Below are 18,119 nucleotides of genomic sequence, written 5' to 3' on the forward strand. Positions count from 1 at the left end.
GCGGCTCGACCGGCGAGGCCGCCGCGCTCGACGAGGCCGAACAACTCGCCGTGCTCGACACCGTGCTGACGGCCGCGGGCGGACTGCCGGTCGTCATGGGCATGTCGGGCTACCACCTGGGCAAGGCCACGGCCTGGGCGCGCAAGCTCTCGGAACGTCCGCTGGCAGGCCTGCTGGTGTCTGCGCCGCATTACATCCGCCCATCACAGGCCGGTGTCGTCGAATGGTTCCACGCCATCGCCGATGCCAGCACGGTACCCGTGCTGATCTACGACATTCCCTACCGCACCGGCGTGACCATCGCGCGCGAGACGCTGCTGGCACTGGCCCAACACCCGCGCATCCGCGGCATCAAGGACTGCGGCGGCGACATGGCCAAGACGCGCGCGGTGATCGCCGATGGTCGGCTGCAGGTGCTCACGGGCGAAGACCACCAGATCTTCGCGACCATGGCCGAAGGCGGCGTGGGCGCCATCGCGGCCAGCGGCCATGTGCAGACGAAGCGCCTCGTGCGGCTGGTGCGCCTGCTGGCTGAAAACCAGCTGGCCGAGGCGCGGGCCGAATGGCAGCCGCTGCAGCCGCTGCTGGAGCTGCTGTTTGCCGAACCGAACCCGGGCCCGCTGAAGGCGCTGCTGGCGCATGCGGGCGAACTGCGTGACGAGCTGCGTTCTCCGATGACGCGCGCGTCGGACGGCCTGCGCGAGCGCCTTGTGGCGCTCGACGCGAAGCTCAGCCGCCCGTGACGGGCGGGAAGAACGCGACTTCGCAGTCGTCGCTCAGCGCGGCAGCTTCGTCGCTCATGGCCTGGTCGAGCGCCATGCGCACGGCCTTGCCGCGTGCGAGCGCGCTGGCGTAGGCGCCGCCGCGGGCGATGAGTTCGTCGCGCAGGGCCGCGAGCGTGCCGGCCTGCGTGTCGACGGTTTCGTCGCTGCTGGACAGTGCCTCGCGCACCGAGGCGAAATAACGGATGCGGACTTTCATGGGAAGACTCAGCCGAGCAGCGATGCGAGGGGAATGAAGTTCACGGTGTCGCCGGTCTTGATGGTCCGGCCCGCCGGGTTGTCGACCAGGCCGTCGCCCCAGACCATCGAGGTGAGCACGCCCGAACTCTGGTTGGCGAACAGGTCGAGCCCGCCCGCCGCGTTGCGCCGCACGCGCAGGAACTCGCGGCGCTTGTCGGCACGCAGCCAGTCGAAATCGGCGCGCAGCGGCACGGCCTCGGGCGCGATGCGCGTGGCGCCCTGCAGCGTGAGCAGGAAGGGCCGCACCAACATCAGGAAGGTCAGGAAGCTCGACACCGGGTTGCCGGGCAGCCCCGTGACATGGCAGGCGCCCTGCCCGTTGCTGCGCGCGATCGAGCCGTAGGCGAAAGGCTTGCCGGGCTTCATCGACAGCGACCACTGCTGCAGTTCGCCGAGCGACTGCAGCGCGGCGCGGATGTGGTCTTCTTCACCGACCGAGACGCCGCCGGTCGTGATGATCAGGTCGCTCGTTTCGGCCGCGTCGCGCAACGCGGCGATGGTGGCTTCGCGGTTGTCGGGCACGATGCCCAGGTCGTTCACCTCGCAGCCCAGGCGGTGCAGCAGCGCGCGCATGAAGAAGCGGTTCGAGTTGTAGATCGCGCCGGGTTTCATCGCGTCGGGCGCAACCTCGCCGGGCATCACCAGCTCGTCGCCGGTGGAGAGCATGGCCACGCGCGGCTTGCGCGCGACCTGCAGCGCGTCGAAGCCGACGCTGGCCGCCAGGCCGAGCGCGGCGGGTGTGAGGCGTTCACCGCGCTTGAGCACCACGTCGCCCGAGGCCACGTCTTCGCCCGCACGGCGCACCCACTGGCCGGCCACGGGCGCGATGGCGATGCGCACCGAGCCCAGGCTGCCTTCCTGCGGCGTGGCGGCTGTGTCTTCCTGCATGACGACCGCGTCGGCGCCCTCGGGAATCTGCGCGCCCGTGAAGATGCGCGCCGCCGTGCCGGCCGCGAGCGGCGTGCCGACGGTGCCTGCGGGAATGCGCTGCGTTACGGTCAACTCGGTGCCGGGCGTGGCGCAATCGGCCGCGCGCACGGCGTAGCCGTCCATTGCGCTGTTGTCGCGCGGCGGCACGGTGAGGCCCGAGACGAGGTCTTGCGCCAGCACGCGCCCGTCGGCGTCGAAGGTGCCGACGCTTTCGGCCGGCAGCACCGACTGCGCCTTCACAAGCAGCGCCGCGATCGCTTCATCGAGCGGCATCAGCGGCGGGCGCAAGGACGAGGCGGCGAAGGGAACGGGAGAAGAGTCAGCCATGGTGTTCGGGGTTGTAGTCGAAGCGCTCGCCGCTGTCGATCAACCACGTCGCAATGGCCTCGGCGTCGTTGAGGTCGAGCACCGGGCGCGCCGTGGGCTCGGGCAGGCCGGCCGGCGCGTCGGTGGCGATGGCGGTGACGAAAGGGTCGTCAATGTACAGCGCGGCGCGCGGCGCCTCGCCGTCGCCGCTCGGGCGCCAGACCTCAATCTTGTGCACGTCGCTGTGCCGGAAGCCCTCGACCAGCACCCAGTCGACCGCCGGGTGCAGCTCGGCGAGCAGCTGGTGCACCGTGAGATCGGCGGGCACCTCGAACTCGCGCATGAGCGCAAGCCGCTGGTCGGACGCGACGACCACCTCGAAGGCCCCGGCCTGCCGATGGCGCCAGGTGTCCTTGCCGGCATGGTCGATGTCGAAGCGGTGGTGTGCGTGCTTGACCACCGACACGCGCAGGCCGCGCTGCTTCAGCACGGGAATCAGGCGCTCCACCAGCGTGGTCTTGCCTGCGCCGGAGTAACCGGCGAAGCCGACGACCTTCATGCCGTGGCCGCCCGCGTCAGTCGCAGTGCTCGGCGATGTAGGCCTTGACGGCCTCGGCATCGGCCGGCAGCTGGACCACGCGCTTGGGCAAGGCTTCGATGCCTTCGAACTTCTTCGGGCGCGCGGGTTCTTCGCCCAGCGCCTCGACCACCGTGGCCGCGAACTTGATCGGCAGCGCGGTTTCGAGCACCACCATCGGCACGCCGGGCACCAGCTGCTCGCGCGCGGCCTTCAGGCCGTCGGCGGTGTGCGGGTCGATCAGCGTGGCGAAGCGCTTCTCGGTGTCGCGGATCATCGCCAGCCGGTCGGCGTGCGTGCTGCGGCCGCTGCGGAAGCCGAAGCGCTCGGCGGCATGCTGGAACACTGGGTCGGCGCTCAGGTCGAAGCTGCCGCGCAGGCCCAGGTCGTCCACGAACAGCTGGCGCAGGCGGGCCGCATCGCGACTGACCAGGTCGAACACGAAGCGTTCGAAGTTGCTGGCCTTGCTGATGTCCATCGACGGGCTCGAGGTCTCGTGCGTGTCGACTGCGGCGCGCACGCGGTACACGCCGGTGCGGAAGAACTCGTCGAGCACGTCGTTCTCGTTGGTGGCGACCACCAGCGTCTGGATCGGCAGGCCCATCATGCGTGCCACGTGGCCCGCGCAGACGTTGCCGAAGTTGCCCGAGGGCACGGTGAAGCTCACGGGCTTGTCGTTGCTCGCCGTGGCCTGGAAGTAGCCCGCGAAGTAGTAGACGACCTGCGCCAGCAGGCGCGCCCAGTTGATCGAGTTGACTGTGCCGATGCGGTACTTGCGCTTGAAGCCCAGGTCGTTCGACACCGCCTTGACGATGTCCTGGCAGTCGTCGAACACGCCGGTGATGGCGATGTTGTGGATGTTCTCGTCTTGCAGGCTGAACATCTGCGCCTGCTGGAACGGGCTCATGCGGCCGTCCGGCGAGGTCATGAAGACGCGCACGCCCTTCTTGCCGCGCATGGCGTACTCGGCCGCACTGCCGGTGTCGCCGCTGGTGGCGCCCAGAATGTTGAGCTCGGCGCCGCGGCGGGCCAGTTCGTACTCGAACAGGTTGCCCAGCAGCTGCATCGCCATGTCCTTGAAGGCCAGCGTGGGGCCGTTGGACAGGGCTTCGAGGTACACGCCGTCTTCAAGCTCGCGCAGCGGCACGATCTCGTCGGAGCCGAACACTTCGGCCGTGTAGGTCTTCGCGCAGATCGCCTTCAGGTCGGCCGCAGGAATGTCGTCGATGTACAGCGAGAGGATCTCGAAGGCCAGCTCGTTGTACGGCAGCGCGCGCCATTTGGCGAGCGTGGCGGTGTCGACCTGCGGGTACGTTTGCGGCAGGTACAGGCCGCCATCGGGCGCGAGGCCTTCGAGGAGGATTTCGCAGAAGCGCTTGCGGTCGGGGTGGCCGCGGGTAGAAAGGTAGTTCATGTCAGGTCTTCAGGCTCAACGGCAATCGGGTTGCCAGCGGTCTCGTTCGAGCGCGGCCAGGGCCCGCTCATTTTCTATCGTGATGGCGTCCAGCAGCCCGGGCACCTGTGTCTCTTTCGGGGTCCACTTCATCGGGTAGAGAACCGAGAACTGGTAGGTCAGCACGCCGCCGCACGCCGGCTCGTGGAAGCTCTTGTGCGCGAAGGCCTGGGCGAACTGCTCGTCCCGGCGAATTTCGACCAGGTGGTACCAGTACGCGTGCCCTTGCGCCGTGCGCCCCGCAAAGTGCTGCTTGCGCGCCCGCTCGCCCTTGAACCGGGCGCTCACGGCCTTCAGTTCAGCGCTCGCATCGGAGACAGGGCCCGGGCGCAGGAGCAAGGTCAGTGCGGTGATCCATGCCCCGCCTTCATCGCCTTCGCTGATCTTGTAGACCCACGACAGTCGGCCATCCTCGAGCGTTTGCGGCTCCGGCGTGGTGAGCAGGTATTCGACCTTCGCCAGCTCCAAGGTGGGCGGCGGGTCGAAGCGCGAGGCCGCGTGGCCCGTCGATGCCAGCAACAGCACCGTCAGGGCGAACGCAGCCGCGCGCCAGGGCAACATCACTTCAACTCTTCCTTGCGGATGCGCACGATGGGCTCGAGCACGGTCGGCAGCGCCTGCAGCTCGGCCATGACGTCGTCGACGGTGCCTTCGCGCGCGTCGTGCGTGAGGATGATGAGGTCGGTCTGCGTGGAGCCTTCGCCGCCCACTTCGTCGGCTTCGCGCTGCAGCACCGCGTCGATGCTGATGCCGGCGGTGGCCAGCAGGCCCGTCACCTTGGCGAGCACGCCGGCCTGGTCGGCCACGCGCAAGCGCAGGTAGTAGCTGGTGACGACTTCCGACATCGGCAGCACCTTCAGGTCGCTCATGGCGTCGGGGTGGAAGGCCAGGTGCGGCACGCGGTGCGCGGCGTCGGCGGTGTGCAGGCGCGTGATGTCGACCAGGTCGGCAATGACGGCGCTGGCGGTCGGCTCGCTGCCGGCGCCCTTGCCGTAGTACAGCGTGGTGCCGACGGCGTCGCCGTGCACGACCACGGCGTTCATCGCGCCTTCAACGTTCGCCAGCAGGCGCTTGGACGGCACGAGCGACGGGTGCACGCGCAGCTCGATGCCCTGGGCCGTGCGCTTGGTGATGCCCAGCAGCTTGATGCGGTAGCCGAGTTGTTCGGCGTACTTGATGTCTTGTGCGGCGAGCTTGGTGATGCCCTCGACATGGGCCTTGTCGAACTGCACGGGGATGCCGAAGGCGATGGCGCTCATCAGCGTGACCTTGTGCGCGGCGTCGACGCCTTCGATGTCGAAGGTCGGGTCGGCTTCGGCGTAGCCCAGGCGCTGGGCTTCCTTCAGCACGGTGGCGAAGTCCAGGCCCTTGTCGCGCATCTCGGACAGGATGAAGTTGGTGGTGCCGTTGATGATGCCGGCCAGCCACTGGATGCTGTTGGCGGTGAGGCCTTCGCGCAGCGCCTTGATGATCGGGATGCCGCCGGCCACCGCGGCCTCGAAGGCCACCATCACGCCCTTGGCGTGCGCGGCCGCGAAGATCTCGGTGCCGTGCACGGCGAGCAGCGCCTTGTTGGCGGTGACCACGTGCTTGCCGGCCGCGATGGCTTCGAGCACGAGCTGCTTGGCAATGCCGTAACCGCCGATGAGTTCGATGACGATGTCGATGTCGGGGTTTGCGATGACTTCGCGCGCGTCGGCGACCACCGTCACGCCTTCGCCGGCCACTTCGCGGGCGCGGGCGGTGTCGAGGTCGGCCACCATGGTGATCTCGATGCCGCGGCCGGCGCGGCGCTTGATTTCTTCCTGGTTGCGCTGGAGCACCTTGAAGGTGCCGCTGCCGACCGTGCCTGCGCCGAGCAGGCCTACTTGGATGGATTTCATGGGAGGGGTCGCGTTCATGGTTTGGAGGGGGTGAGGGACGGTGCTGCGGCGTCCACGAGGCGGCTGACGTAGCGCGGCAGGCTCCAGGCGCCGCCCGCGAAGCCGCGGCACATGCCGTCGCCGGACGCGCCGGTGCGCACGAAGGTCGTGCCGTTGAAGTGCCAGGTTTCGCTCGACCAGCAGTCGCCGATGCCGCGGCCCTTCATGGCCGAGGTGACGCTGGCATCGCTGTCGTCGAAGTCGCCGTTCGCCTCGAGGGACACCGGCGCGTAGGGCGGCTTGTCGTTGGCGATCCAGAGCAGGCTCGAATAGTTGTACGCGCCCATGCCGCAGCCCATGGACAGCAGCACCTTGCTGCCGCTCAGGCGGACGATTTCGAGCGACTTGGCGCTGAAGTCCGTGCTGTTGTTGCACTGCTCCTTCACTGCGGCGATGTCGAGCGACGGAAAGATGCGCGCGGGCAGCGCGGCGTCGCCGGGCTTCGCCTTGGGCGGCTTGACGACATTGACGACGGGCATGGGCACTGGCGGCAGCACGGAAGATTCGGGCTTGGTGCCCTTGCGCACCAGCGCGCCCGGGGTGCCGACGCGCCCCTGCGTTTCGTCCATTTTCAGCAGCACGGCGTTGAGGCCGGCGAGCGACAGCGTCCACTTCTTGCCGCCGTTGGCCGTGACGGTGGCGTCGTCGCTCTTGAGCAGCTCGGGCAGCACGGCGCGGATCTGGCCCTCGTCGAAGCTGGCGGTTCCCGCGTCGAGGCCGGACAGGGCCGCCTTGCCGACCTTGAAGCGCAGCGGCCCCTTGGCACCGCCGTCATCGCCGATCTGCAGCTGGATGTCGAGGGCCGTGTTCGGCCCCGCCACGCGGGTGATCAGCATCGACACCTGCTGGTGCTCCCCGCCGTCCGCCTGGTAGCCGGCGGCACGGCAGGTGCGCGTGTTGTCGCAGACCAGCTCCCAGTCGTTGTGCGAGAACGAGACCAGCTCTTTCTTCCCGGCCGCGCCGACAGACAGTGCGCCCAGCAACAGCGCGGCAGCGACGCAGGCGGATTTCATGGTCCCGTCTTGCGACGCAACCGGTACTGCTCCAGGAACTTGGCGATGCGATTGATGGCCTCGCGCAAGTCATCTTCATGGGGCAGGAACACGATGCGGAAGTGGTCCGGCGTGGCCCAGTTGAAGCCGGTGCCCTGCACCAGCATCACGCGGGTTTCCTTCAGCAGCTCGAGGAAGAACTGGCGGTCGTCCGCGATCGGGTAGACCTCGGGGTCGAGCTTGGGAAACATGTAGAGCGCGGCGCTGGGCTTGACGCAGCTCACGCCCGGAATGGCGGTGATCAGTTCGTAGGCCAGGTCGCGCTGGCGACGCAGGCGGCCGCCCTCGCAGACGAGGTCGTTGATGCTCTGATAGCCGCCGAGGGCCGTCTGGATGGCCCATTGGCCCGGCACGTTGGCGCACAGGCGCATGTTCGAGAGCATGTTCAGGCCCTCGATGTAGTCCTGTGCGCTGCGCTTGTCGCCCGACACCACGAGCCAGCCGGCGCGATAGCCGCACGAGCGGTAGCTCTTGGACAGCGAATTGAAGGTCAGCGTGAGCACGTCGGTCGACAGGCTGGCGATGGCCGTGTGCTTGACACCGTCGTACAGCACCTTGTCGTAGACCTCGTCGGCAAAGATGACGAGGCCGTGCTCGCGGGCGATCTCGACGAGGCTCTTGAGCAGGTCGTCGGAATAGAGCGCGCCGGTCGGGTTGTTCGGGTTGATGACCACGATGCCCTTGGTGCGCGGCGTGATCTTGGCGCGGATGTCGGCCAGGTTCGGCATCCAGCCGTTGTCCTCGTCGCACAGGTAGTGCACCGGCGTACCGCCCGACAGGCTCGTGGAGGCGGTCCACAGCGGGTAGTCGGGGGCCGGCAGCAGCAGCTCGTCGCCGTCGTTGAGCAGCGCGTTGGTCGACATGGCGATCAGTTCGCTGGCGCCGTTGCCCAGGTAGATGTCGTCGAGCGTGACGCCCGCGATGCCCTGCTTCTGGGTTTCGTGCATCACGGCCTTGCGCGCCGCGAAAACACCCTTGCTGTCGGAGTAACCCGCCGAGGTCGGCAGGTTGCGGATCATGTCCTGCTGGATCTCCTCAGGCGCATCGAACCCGAACACGGCCAGATTGCCGATGTTGAGCTTGATGATCTTCTGGCCTTCTTCCTCCATCTGCTTGGCGGCGTCCATGATGGGACCGCGGATGTCATAGAGGACGTTGGCCAGCTTGGCCGATTTCTTGAGCTGCTTCAAAGGGGCCCTCCCGGGCGGGTTTACTCGAAGGTCAAAGGCCCTTGCGGGCCTCGTGTCACTAGGGAAAACCTATAATTTGACCACAGTTCCCAGTGCCCCGATGAAGCTCCAGCCCGACAAATCCGACGCCCAGACCCTCACCGCACACGGCCCCGGCTGGGTCGCGATCAACAACGAAAAGGTGGAGGGCAGCGTCGTCGTGGGTTCGCGTGGCGAACGCTTTGTCTGGGATTGCACGCGTTTCGACGAGCTAGGCCCCGAACATTTCGCGCAATTGGCCTCTTTGGGCGCCGAATTGGTTATTTTCGGCAGCGGAACCCGCATCCGATTTCCCCAGCCCGCATGGCTGCAGCCCCTGATGGCGCAACGCACCGGCGTGGAGACCATGGACACCCCAGCGGCCTGCCGAACCTACAACATCCTGGCCGGCGAAGGCCGGCACGTGATCGCCGCCCTGCTCGTCGAGAGCCCGGCGGGTGGCTGAGGGAGGGGTTTTCGAGGTAAAATACCGGGTTGCGAACCGGCCAGCTACCCAGAGTTAGCAACGACCAATCCTCCGTTCATCGAGCAAGCCCGAAAAAGGCTGAGAGGGCTCGGAGAACGGAATCTAACGGAGAAAACAAGTTTCATGGCGATCGTTGTCAACAAACCCATTCCTGAATTCGACGCCAACGCCACGGGCGGCCTGAAGGTCTCGAATACCTCGCACCTCGGCCACGTGCTGGTCATGTATTTTTACCCGAAAGATAACACTCCGGGTTGCACGACCGAAGCGATGCAGTTTCGCGATCACTACAAAGACTTCGAAAAAGCAGGTGCCACCGTCTTCGGCGTGTCGCGCGACAACATGAAGTCGCACGACGAATTCAAGGCCAAGCTCGAACTCCCGTTCGAACTGATTGCCGACACCGAAGAAAAAATGTGCCACATGTTCGGCGTGGTCAAGAACAAGATCATGTACGGCAAGAAGGTCAAGGGCATCGAGCGCAGCACCTTCCTGATCGGCGCCGATGGCATCCTGAAGGCCGAATGGCGCGGACTCAAGGTCCCGGGCCATGTCGAAGACGTGCTCAAGGCTGTCAAGGCGCTCAAGAAGGCGGCCTGATCGCGCTGCAGGGCACCGGGCGTGCGCTTTTGCGTCAAGTCGTGGGAATTGCCCTACGCGGTACGCAAAGAGCCTCCGGTGCGTCTTTCGCGGTGTGCATAATGGCTTCATGCCGTTGAGCTCCACGACCGCATCCACCGAACGAAGCCGCCTGGGTTTACAGGCGGCTTTTTCGTTTTCCGGTTCCCCCCTTTTCTTGCGAGCGACCTGACCCATGCCATTGCCTCCCGCCCCCACGAAACGCGCCGCATTGCTCTCGCCGGATGCGATCGATGCACCCGCCCGCTCCTCGCACAGAAGCTCGCGCCGCTCCGGCGACGCGCGCGACGACGCTCCCGCCAAGAGCGGGCCGCAGCCGCTGGAGCTGTTCGACAACCTCGGCACCGAAGGCGGCGGCGATGCGCCGGCCGCGCGTCCGGCACGCCGATCGAAAACGAAGGCGGCGCCCGCCCCGACGCCCACGTCGGCTCCGGTGAGAGCACCGCAGCAGCAACCACAACCCGCAATGGTGCAGGTCGAGACGCGCGTGCCCACGCCGCCGCCCGCAGCCGTCGCACCGGTCGCGTCGCTCCACAGCCCGGCGCGCCCCAAGCGCAAGTCCACCGGTCCGGCCAAGCTGTTCGTGCTCGACACGAACGTGCTGCTGCACGACCCGATGTGCCTGTTCCGCTTCGAAGAGCACGACATCTTCCTACCAATGATCGTGCTGGAAGAGCTCGACGGCCACAAGAAGGGCACGACCGAAGTCGCGCGCAACGGCCGCCAGACCAGCCGCACGCTCGATGCGCTGGCCGGCGCGCAGGACGCCGACATCGACAAGGGCCTGAAGCTCGACACCACCGGCCATCGCGAAGCCGGCGGGCGCCTCTTCTTCCAGACCGCGCCGCTCGACTACTCGCTGCCGGTCAGCCTGCCCCAGGGCAAGGCCGACAACCAGATCCTGGGCGTGGTCCAGGCTCTGCGCGACGAATACGCGAAAGACCGCCCGGGCAAGGCGAAGCAGGAAGTGGTGCTGGTGTCCAAGGACATCAACATGCGCGTCAAGGCGCGTGCCCTGGGCCTGGCCACCGACGACTACCAGAACGACAAGACGCTGGAAGACGGCGACCTGCTCTACGCCGGCTCGCTGGCGCTCCCGCCCGATTTCTGGACCCGCCAGAGCAAGACGGTCGAAAGCTGGCAGAGCGGCAGCAACACGTTCTACCGGATCAGCGGTCCGATCGTGCCCAACCTGTACATCAACCAGTTCGTCTTCTTCGAGGCACCCGGCGAGCCGAGCATGTACGCGCGCGTCACCGAGATCCGCGACAAGACCGCGGTGCTCAAGACGCTCAAGGACTACAGCTCGGGCAAGAACGCCGTGTGGGGCGTGAACACGCGCAACCGCGAGCAGAACTTCGCGATGAACCTGCTGATGGACCCGGAGATCGACTTCGTCACGCTGACCGGCACCGCCGGCACCGGCAAGACCCTGATGGCACTGGCTTCGGGCCTCACGCAGGTGCTCGACGACCGCCGCTACACCGAGATCATCATGACCCGCGCCACGGTGAGCGTCGGTGAAGACATCGGCTTCCTGCCCGGTACCGAGGAAGAAAAGATGGGCCCCTGGATGGGCGCACTCGACGACAACCTCGAGTTCCTCGCCAAGGGCGATGGCGGCGGTGCCGGCGAGTGGGGCCGCGCAGCCACCAACGAGCTGATCCGCAGCCGCATCAAGGTCAAGAGCATGAACTTCATGCGCGGGCGCACCTTCCTCAACAAGTACGTGATCATCGACGAGGCGCAGAACCTGACGCCCAAGCAGATGAAGACGCTGATCACCCGCGCCGGCCCCGGCACGAAGATCATCTGCATGGGCAACCTCGCGCAGATCGACACGCCCTACCTCACCGAAGGCTCGTCGGGCCTGACCTTCGCGGTCGACAAGTTCAAGGGCTGGCCGCACGGCGGGCACATCACGCTGGCGCGCGGCGAACGCTCACGTCTGGCCGATTTCGCAAGCGACGTGCTCTAAGTTCATCGGCCCCGGCCGACACCAGCCCGCGCATGCTCCTGGAGCATCGCGGGCTTTTTTTCGTCCGCCATGACAGGCTACTGACAAGACGTTGTCAGGAGGCGGCTCGCACCATGCAGGCTCCTTCCAACGCAACAACGAACGAAAGAGAGCACTTCATGACCACCCACGCCATCACCTGGTTCGAGATCCCCGTCGCCGATCTGGACCGCGCCCAGGCCTTCTACGAAACCGTGCTCGCGCGCAAGCTGCGCCGCGAGGACTTCGGCGGCAACCCCTTGGTCGTGTTCCCCTACGACGAACCCGCCACCGGCGGCGCGCTGAAGCCCGGCGCCAACACCAGCGCGCAGGCCGGCAGCGGCATCCGCGTCTACCTCGACTGCACCGGCATTGATGCCGTGCTCTCGCGCGCCGAGGCGGCCGGTGGACAGATCGTGGCACCCAAGTCGGCGCTGCCACCGGGCATGGGCTTCATCGCCCACCTGCGCGACACCGAAGGCAACGAAGTCGGCCTGCACGCCCCGGCCTGAGACCATGGCACAACGCAACTGGATTGCGGTCGCCAGTGCCGAGCATGCCCGGCGCGGGCGGGACCACCGGCCGCTCGGGTTCATGCAGCTGGGCCACGGCAAGCTCGCGCCGCTCAAGCGCGTGGCGGCGGGCGACCGCGTGGCCTACTATTCGCCGGCCACGGTGTTCGGCGGCTCGGACAAGCTGCAGAGCTTCGTGTCGCTCGGCATCGTCCAGCCTGGCGATCCCTACGAGTTCGACATGGGCAACGGCTTCGTCCCGTGGCGTCGCGACGTGGCCTACGTCGCCGCGCACGAGGCGCCCATCGCCCCACTGATCGAACGCCTCGCCTTCATCGAAACCCCGAAGCAATGGGGCTACAAATTCCGCTTCGGCCTGTTCGACATCACTGACATCGACATGAAACTGATCGCACAGACGATGAAGGCCGAACCGAAGGCGCTCCTGTTTTGAGCGCCTTCGCCCTCCTCATCCGACACCTCCGGAGAAAAAACGCATGGACCCCATCCGCCAACACCACGACGCCTTCCGGGTCTCCGGCCTCACGGCACGCACCACCAACCGCGAAGAGATCGACCCCGCCACCGCGCGCATCGGCGCACTGTGGAACCGCTTCTTCGGCGAGCAGACCTACGACTCGACGCCGCACCGCACCGGCGACACGCGCATCTTCAGCGTCTACTCCGCCTACGAATCGGATGCGCACGGCGCCTTCGACGTGACGGCCGGCGTGGCCGTCTCGGAGGGCGCAGACAGTGTCGCCATCGAAGCAGGCGACTACCTCGTGTTCACCGGCCGCGGCGAGATGCCGCAGATGGTGATCGCCACGTGGCAGCGCATCTGGCAGTATTTCGAGGCGCACCCGGAAATCGTTCGCCGCTACCGCAGCGATTTCGAAGCCTACGAGGGGCCGGACGCAGTGGCGATCCATATCGGAGTCTCATGAGCACACGCAAGGGCTGGCGCGACAGGCTGGCCAGCTACCCGAACCTGCCGAACGTGAAGGCCATCCCCCCGGCCATGCGCGCGCGGCACGGCGAGGGCACCATCGCCACGCCTTCGCCCGCCGAAGTCGAGGAAGCCATGCACGGCGTGCCCGAGGGTCGGCTCGCGACCGTGTTCGGCATCGGCGAAGAAATTGCAGAACGCCATCGCGCGACCATCGGCTGCACCGTGACCACGGCGATCTTCGCCCACATGGTGGCCCACGCCACCGAGGAAGCGATGACCGGCGCCGAGCGGATACCCTACTGGCGCACGCTCAAGATCGGCGGCGAACTCAACCCCAAATACCCGGGCGGCATCGAGGCCCAGATGTCACGGCTCGAGGCCGAAGGCCACACGGTGGTCCAGCGCGGCAAGCGCTACTTTGTCGAGGACTTCGCCAGGAAACTCGTCGGAACGCGTTGATGCGCCGCGCCGACCGCCTCTTCCAACTCGTGCAGCTCATCCGCGGCCGCCGGCTCACCACGGCCGCTTTTCTGGCGCAGCGCCTGGAGGTGTCGGAACGCACGGTGTACCGCGACGTGGCCGACCTGCAGCACCAGGGCGTGCCGATCGAGGGTGAAGCCGGCGTCGGCTACCGCCTCGGTGCGGGCTTCGAGTTGCCGCCGTTGATGTTCACGCAGGACGAAGCATCGGCGCTCGTGGCCGCTGCGCGCATGACCCAGAGCTGGGTCGATCCGGCAATGGCACGCAACATCGAGACGGGTCTGGGAAAGATTTTGTCAGTGCTGCCGCCGGCGGCGCGCGTGTCGGCCGAGGCGCTGGCGCTGTATGCGCCCGCGCTCGGCCTCGACGACGCCCTGCGCACCCGGCTACAGACACTGCGCGAGGCCGTGCAGGCCCACCAGAAGCTGCGACTGCACTACCGCGACGTCTCGGGCGATGCCAGCGAGCGCACGGTGCGGCCGTTGGGCTGTTTCTATTGGGGCAAGGTCTGGACGCTCTCGACATGGTGCGAGCTGCGCAACGATTTCCGCGGCTTTCGGGTCGATCGCATGGAGGCCGTGGACGTGCTCGCCATCCGCTTCCAGGACGAACCCGGCAAGACGCTCGCCGATCTGCTGCGGCAGGTAAAGGCCGAGGCGGCGCAGCACAAGGTGTGGGAGCAGAAGCCGCCAACCTCGACGCCCGAATCTGGCAGCGGCGCCAGCTGACGACCTGCTGCGTGGCCGGTCAGTAGTCGTCGTTGTTGCTGTAGCCGACCAGGTTCTCGAACTTGGTGATCGGCTTCAGGAAGGCCAACTTGACCGTGCCGGTCGGGCCGTTCCGGTGCTTGCTGATGATCACCTCGGCCACGCCCGGCTCCTTCGACTCCTTGTTGTAGTAGTCGTCGCGGTAGATGAACATGATGATGTCCGCGTCCTGCTCGATGGCGCCGGATTCGCGCAAGTCACTCATCATGGGGCGCTTGTCGGTACGGGCTTCCACGCCGCGGCTGAGCTGCGACAGCGCGATCACCGGGCACTTCAGTTCCTTGGCCAGCATCTTCAGGCCGCGTGAGATTTCGCCCACGGCCGTGGCGCGGTTCTCGTCGCCCGAACTGCTGGTCGACATGAGCTGCAGGTAGTCGACCACGATCAGGCCGAGGCGCCCATACTGGCGCGCCAGCCGGCGCGCATTGGCGCGCAACTCGCTCGACGAAAGACCCGGCGTCTCGTCGATGTGCAGCGACACCGTGCGCAGCTTCTCGATGGCTTCGGTCAGGCGCGGCCACTCTTCGTCGCTGAGCTTGCCGGTGCGCAGGTGGCCCTGGTCGATGCGGCCGATGGAACCCACGATACGCACCGCCAGCTGGGCGGCGCCCATTTCCATCGAGAACACAGCGACCGGCAGCCCCTCTTCGAGCGCCACGTGCTCGGCGATGTTGATCGCGAGCGAGGTCTTGCCCATCGACGGACGCGCGGCCAGCACGATCATGTCGCCCGGCTGCAGGCCCGAGGTCATCTTGTCGAAGTCGTGAAAGCCCGTGCGCACGCCCGTGATGTCGTTCGGGTTCTCGGCCATCTCGGTCACGCGGTCGAGCAGCTCGACCACCAGGGCATCCATGCTCTGGAAGCCCTGCTTCATCCGCGTGCCTTCTTCGCCGATGTTGAAGATCTTCTGCTCGGCTTCGTCCAGGATCTTGTCGACCGCCTTGCCCTGCGGATTAAAGGCGTTGGTCGCGATCTCGTCGGCGGCGGACACGAGCTTGCGCAGGATGGAGCGCTCGCGCACGATCTCGGCGTAGCGCCGGATGTTGCTCGCGCTCGGCACGTACTGCGCGAGCGAGTTCAGGTAGACCAGCCCGCCGATGTCGTCGGCCTTGCCGAGGTTCTGCAGCTGCTCGAAGACCGTGATCACGTCGGCCGGCTTGCTGGCATTGATCAGCCCGCCGATGGCCGCGTAGATCAGCTTGTGCTCATGGCGGTAGAAGTCGCCGTCGACCAGCAGGTCGCCCATGCGGTCCCAAGCGCCGTTGTCCAGCAGCAAGCCCCCCAGCACACTGGATTCGGCCTCGATGGAGTGAGGCGGAATGCGCAATTGCGCGATCTGGCGGTCGGCCGACGAATCATTGTCGGCATAGGAGAAAACGGCGGACATGGACTTCCCTTGCAACCCTGCATGCTAAGCCGCGCAGGGCGCGGCGTGTGTGGACAAGGTTGTTGATAAACAGTGAACTTCCGGTGCGCCGAGGTGGACAACTTGGACAACTCGCGCGCAGAAAAGAAAAAGCCGCCCGAAGGCGGCTTTCTTGCGTCAGCGCACGGGGCGCTGCAAACGATCAGGCGGTTTCGCCGTAGACCGTGACGGTGATCTCGACGACCACGTCGGTGTGCAGCGAGACGCTCACGGTGTTGTCGCCAACAACCTTGATCGGGCCGTTGGGCAGACGCACTTGCGACTTCGCAACCTTGTAGCCTTGCTTGTTCAGCTCTTCGGCGATGTCGCCGTTGGTGACCGAACCGAACAGACGGCCGTCCACGCCAGCCTTTTGGGTCAGCTTGACGGTCGAGCCGGCGAGCTTCTCGCCCTGGGCTTGCGACTCGGTCAGCTTGGCGGCCGCAGCCTTTTCGAGTTCGACGCGCTTGGCTTCGAATTCGGCCTTGTTGGCAGTGGTGGCGCGACGGGCACGACCCGAGGGGATCAGGAAGTTGCGTGCGTAGCCGTCCTTGACCTTGACGATGTCGCCCAGGCCGCCGACGTTCAGAACCTTGTCCAGAAGAATGATTTGCATGGTGTGTGCTCCTTCTTAGACGCGGTGCTGGTCGCTGTACGGCACCATGGCCAGGAAGCGCGCGCGCTTGATGGCGGTGTTCAGCTGACGTTGGTAGATCGCGCGCGTGCCGGTCAGGCGTGCGGGGATGATCTTGCCGTTTTCGCTGATGAAGTCACGCAGCGTGTCGATGTCCTTGTAGTCGATTTCTTCGACGCCAGCGACGGTGAAACGGCAGAAGCGCTTGCGCTTGAACAGCAGCGACTGGGTGTTGCGCTTCGGGCGCTTGTCTTTGTTGAATTTCTTGAACGTGGCCATTGGGGGACCTCTTGTCGAAAATTAATCTTGCTGAAAATCCTGGATGTGCAGGACCGGATGCTTGCCGTTGCCCGGTGTCGCGAGAAACCCCTGGAATCGCCAGAGACTTCCCATCGACTGCGCTGCGAGCCGCTCGGCGATGGCGCCGAACGCAACGGCTTTAAGGGCCGTTTTCACCTGCCGGGGCTTCCCTGCCTCCTGGAGCGTCGACTCATGGTCGAGCTTCAGATCGAGGGCGGGAAGGCCGGCTGGCGTGTATCGCAGGGTTCCGAGTTCGGCGACAGAGGCGGTCAGCAGAAGCTGGTTGACCCCGGTCGCCGCAGCGGCAGCCGTCACGCCATCAGTTGTTGTTGGCGGCGTATTCGGCCTGCTGGGCCTTGCGGGCCTCTTCGCGCTCGACCGTCTTCATCATCGACGAAGGACCGGTGTCGGCCTTCTTCTTCTGAACGGTCAGGTGACGCAGCACGGCATCGTTGAACTTGAACGCGTGTTCCAGTTCACCCATCACGGCTTGTTCAGCTTCGATGTTGACGCACAGGTAGTGGGCCTTGTTGAGCTTGTTGATCTGGTAAGCCAGCTGACGGCGGCCCCAGTCTTCAACGCGGTGGACCTTGCCGCCGCCGGCCGTGATCAGGCCCTTGTAACGCTCCAGCATGGCCGGAACTTGTTCGCTCTGATCCGGGTGGATGAGCAAGATGATTTCGTAGTGACGCATGGCACTCCTTGTGGATTCTTCCGTGGAAGAGGAAAAGCCATCCGCAGCGTCGGGCGCGGTATGGCAAGGCAAAGCCGGCGATTATAGCCCTGTCTTGCGCGATCCGGCAAGGCGCCTCAGTCGTTGAGGGCCTTGTCGAGGGCGGCGGCCTTCTCCGGGCCCACGGCGGCGCGGATCTTGGGCGCGAGCGCCAGGAGGTCTTCGTAGCTGGTCGTGCCTTCGACCTGGAGGTTGAGCCGGAAGCCCATCAGGCCCAGGCTGCCGGTCAGTTGGGTGGCGATGGGGTACGCGTCCTTGTAGCGCTGTTGCCGGCTGCGGCCGGAAGACGCTGCAGCTGCCGGGGCTGCTGGAACTGGAGGCGCGGCAGCCGGCTGGCCGGCCAGGGGCGCCAGCAAGTCCAGCGCGATCATCTGCTCGATCTCCTCGCGTCCAATGCCCAGGCCCGAGCCGAGCACGTCGTCGATCGAGCGTTTGCCGTCGAACTGGATGAAGGCCGAGCGCTGGCGCGGCGTCAACGGCACCGAGCGGTCCTTGAGGACCTGCTGTCCGGCTTCCGTCTTGACAAGAATCATGGGGGTCTCCGGCGAAGTGCTGACACGGGCCCGGACGGGCCTGTGCCGCCTCGGTGGGCAGCCGGGATACGGCGCCTGCGAATGTCACGAGTCTGACACCGGAAACGCACTTTGTTTCATTTGCACGGGGCAAGCACGGGGGAATCCCCCATGGGGATTTCCGCCATTCGCCGCGTTGCATCGCGCGGCCGGGCATGCCCGGCCGCGCGCT

At 66.3% G+C, this 18,119-nt stretch carries 23 protein-coding genes; 9 read left to right on the top strand and 14 right to left on the bottom strand.

Annotation, left to right across the window (positions count from 1 at the left end; all coding sequences use genetic code 11):
- The coding region (locus tag AAG801_RS29775) for a dihydrodipicolinate synthase family protein (protein WP_341891627.1) at positions 1–743 on the top strand (743 nt) is incomplete at its 5' end.
- Here AAG801_RS29775 and AAG801_RS29780 read toward each other — a convergent pair.
- From AAG801_RS29780 to AAG801_RS29815, 8 genes are read right to left on the bottom strand one after another with little or no spacing between them, the layout of a single operon-like run.
- Positions 730–981 carry a MoaD/ThiS family protein gene (locus AAG801_RS29780; RefSeq protein WP_341891628.1) on the bottom strand — a complete coding sequence of 84 codons (252 nt, stop codon included), beginning with the start codon at positions 979–981 and terminating at the stop codon, positions 730–732. The two genes, AAG801_RS29775 and AAG801_RS29780, sit on opposite strands and share 14 nt — an antisense overlap.
- An 8-nt stretch (positions 982–989) precedes the next feature.
- Entirely contained in the window at positions 990–2,279 is a 1,290-nt protein-coding gene (glp, locus tag AAG801_RS29785; RefSeq protein ID WP_341891629.1) for a gephyrin-like molybdotransferase Glp, read from the bottom strand.
- On the bottom strand, positions 2,272–2,817 hold the full coding sequence (gene mobB / locus AAG801_RS29790; protein WP_341891630.1) for a molybdopterin-guanine dinucleotide biosynthesis protein B: 546 nt from the start codon (positions 2,815–2,817) through the stop codon (positions 2,272–2,274). Before mobB ends, glp begins: the two co-directional genes overlap by 8 nt.
- Positions 2,818–2,833: 16 nt before the next feature.
- A complete protein-coding gene (gene thrC, locus AAG801_RS29795; protein WP_341891631.1) occupies positions 2,834–4,249 on the bottom strand; it encodes a threonine synthase in 1,416 nt (471 codons plus the stop codon).
- Positions 4,250–4,264: 15 nt separating this feature from the next.
- A complete protein-coding gene (locus AAG801_RS29800) occupies positions 4,265–4,849 on the bottom strand; it encodes a hypothetical protein (protein WP_341891632.1) in 585 nt (194 codons plus the stop codon).
- Complete coding sequence (locus AAG801_RS29805) at positions 4,849–6,171, bottom strand: homoserine dehydrogenase (RefSeq protein ID WP_101492244.1); 1,323 nt, start codon at positions 6,169–6,171, stop codon at positions 4,849–4,851. Before AAG801_RS29805 ends, AAG801_RS29800 begins: the two co-directional genes overlap by 1 nt.
- Positions 6,172–6,185: 14 nt before the next feature.
- Positions 6,186–7,223, bottom strand: coding sequence for a DUF1176 domain-containing protein (locus tag AAG801_RS29810; RefSeq protein WP_341891633.1), 1,038 nt, complete (start codon positions 7,221–7,223; stop codon positions 6,186–6,188).
- Entirely contained in the window at positions 7,220–8,452 is a 1,233-nt protein-coding gene (locus AAG801_RS29815; protein WP_101492242.1) for a pyridoxal phosphate-dependent aminotransferase, read from the bottom strand. Before AAG801_RS29815 ends, AAG801_RS29810 begins: the two co-directional genes overlap by 4 nt.
- A gap of 100 nt (positions 8,453–8,552) precedes the next feature.
- Here AAG801_RS29815 and AAG801_RS29820 point away from each other — a divergent pair, with 100 nt between their 5' ends.
- From AAG801_RS29820 to AAG801_RS29855, 8 genes are all read left to right on the top strand, one after another.
- Positions 8,553–8,936 (top strand): Mth938-like domain-containing protein, encoded by a 384-nt coding sequence (locus tag AAG801_RS29820; protein ID WP_101492241.1) that lies wholly within the window; start codon positions 8,553–8,555, stop codon positions 8,934–8,936.
- Positions 8,937–9,080: 144 nt separating this feature from the next.
- Positions 9,081–9,557 (top strand): peroxiredoxin, encoded by a 477-nt coding sequence (locus tag AAG801_RS29825; protein WP_056583127.1) that lies wholly within the window; start codon positions 9,081–9,083, stop codon positions 9,555–9,557.
- Between the two features lie 214 nt (positions 9,558–9,771).
- Entirely contained in the window at positions 9,772–11,574 is a 1,803-nt protein-coding gene (locus AAG801_RS29830; RefSeq protein ID WP_341891634.1) for a PhoH family protein, read from the top strand.
- A 158-nt stretch (positions 11,575–11,732) separates the two neighbouring features.
- Positions 11,733–12,104 (top strand): VOC family protein, encoded by a 372-nt coding sequence (locus AAG801_RS29835; RefSeq protein ID WP_341891635.1) that lies wholly within the window; start codon positions 11,733–11,735, stop codon positions 12,102–12,104.
- A 4-nt stretch (positions 12,105–12,108) separates the two neighbouring features.
- Entirely contained in the window at positions 12,109–12,558 is a 450-nt protein-coding gene (locus AAG801_RS29840; RefSeq protein WP_192196043.1) for an EVE domain-containing protein, read from the top strand.
- Between the two features lie 43 nt (positions 12,559–12,601).
- Positions 12,602–13,051: a GyrI-like domain-containing protein gene (locus AAG801_RS29845; RefSeq protein WP_192196042.1), complete on the top strand. Its 450-nt coding sequence runs from the start codon at positions 12,602–12,604 to the stop codon at positions 13,049–13,051.
- Positions 13,048–13,515 (top strand): 6-O-methylguanine DNA methyltransferase, encoded by a 468-nt coding sequence (locus AAG801_RS29850; RefSeq protein ID WP_341891636.1) that lies wholly within the window; start codon positions 13,048–13,050, stop codon positions 13,513–13,515. Before AAG801_RS29845 ends, AAG801_RS29850 begins: the two co-directional genes overlap by 4 nt.
- The gene (locus tag AAG801_RS29855; RefSeq protein WP_341891637.1) at positions 13,515–14,264 is read left to right on the top strand and encodes a YafY family protein; all 750 of its coding nucleotides are present in this window, start codon (positions 13,515–13,517) and stop codon (positions 14,262–14,264) included. Before AAG801_RS29850 ends, AAG801_RS29855 begins: the two co-directional genes overlap by 1 nt.
- A 19-nt stretch (positions 14,265–14,283) precedes the next feature.
- Here the strand turns inward: AAG801_RS29855 and dnaB are convergent, their stop codons facing one another.
- The 6 genes from dnaB to AAG801_RS29885 form a co-directional block, all read right to left on the bottom strand.
- Positions 14,284–15,690, bottom strand: a complete 1,407-nt coding sequence (gene dnaB, locus AAG801_RS29860) for a replicative DNA helicase (RefSeq protein ID WP_192196039.1) — start codon at positions 15,688–15,690, stop codon at positions 14,284–14,286.
- Positions 15,691–15,871: 181 nt separating this feature from the next.
- Positions 15,872–16,324: a 50S ribosomal protein L9 gene (rplI, locus tag AAG801_RS29865; RefSeq protein WP_341891638.1), complete on the bottom strand. Its 453-nt coding sequence runs from the start codon at positions 16,322–16,324 to the stop codon at positions 15,872–15,874.
- Positions 16,325–16,339: 15 nt separating this feature from the next.
- Entirely contained in the window at positions 16,340–16,621 is a 282-nt protein-coding gene (gene rpsR, locus AAG801_RS29870; protein WP_007830781.1) for a 30S ribosomal protein S18, read from the bottom strand.
- A 21-nt stretch (positions 16,622–16,642) separates the two neighbouring features.
- A complete protein-coding gene (gene priB / locus AAG801_RS29875; protein ID WP_062473014.1) occupies positions 16,643–16,957 on the bottom strand; it encodes a primosomal replication protein N in 315 nt (104 codons plus the stop codon).
- Between the two features lie 4 nt (positions 16,958–16,961).
- Positions 16,962–17,336 carry a 30S ribosomal protein S6 gene (rpsF, locus tag AAG801_RS29880; protein WP_062473016.1) on the bottom strand — a complete coding sequence of 125 codons (375 nt, stop codon included), beginning with the start codon at positions 17,334–17,336 and terminating at the stop codon, positions 16,962–16,964.
- Positions 17,337–17,452: 116 nt separating this feature from the next.
- Entirely contained in the window at positions 17,453–17,908 is a 456-nt protein-coding gene (locus AAG801_RS29885) for a hypothetical protein (RefSeq protein ID WP_101492231.1), read from the bottom strand.
- Between the last annotated feature and the right edge of the window lie 211 nt (positions 17,909–18,119).

The organism is Variovorax sp. YR752 (assembly GCF_943372545.1).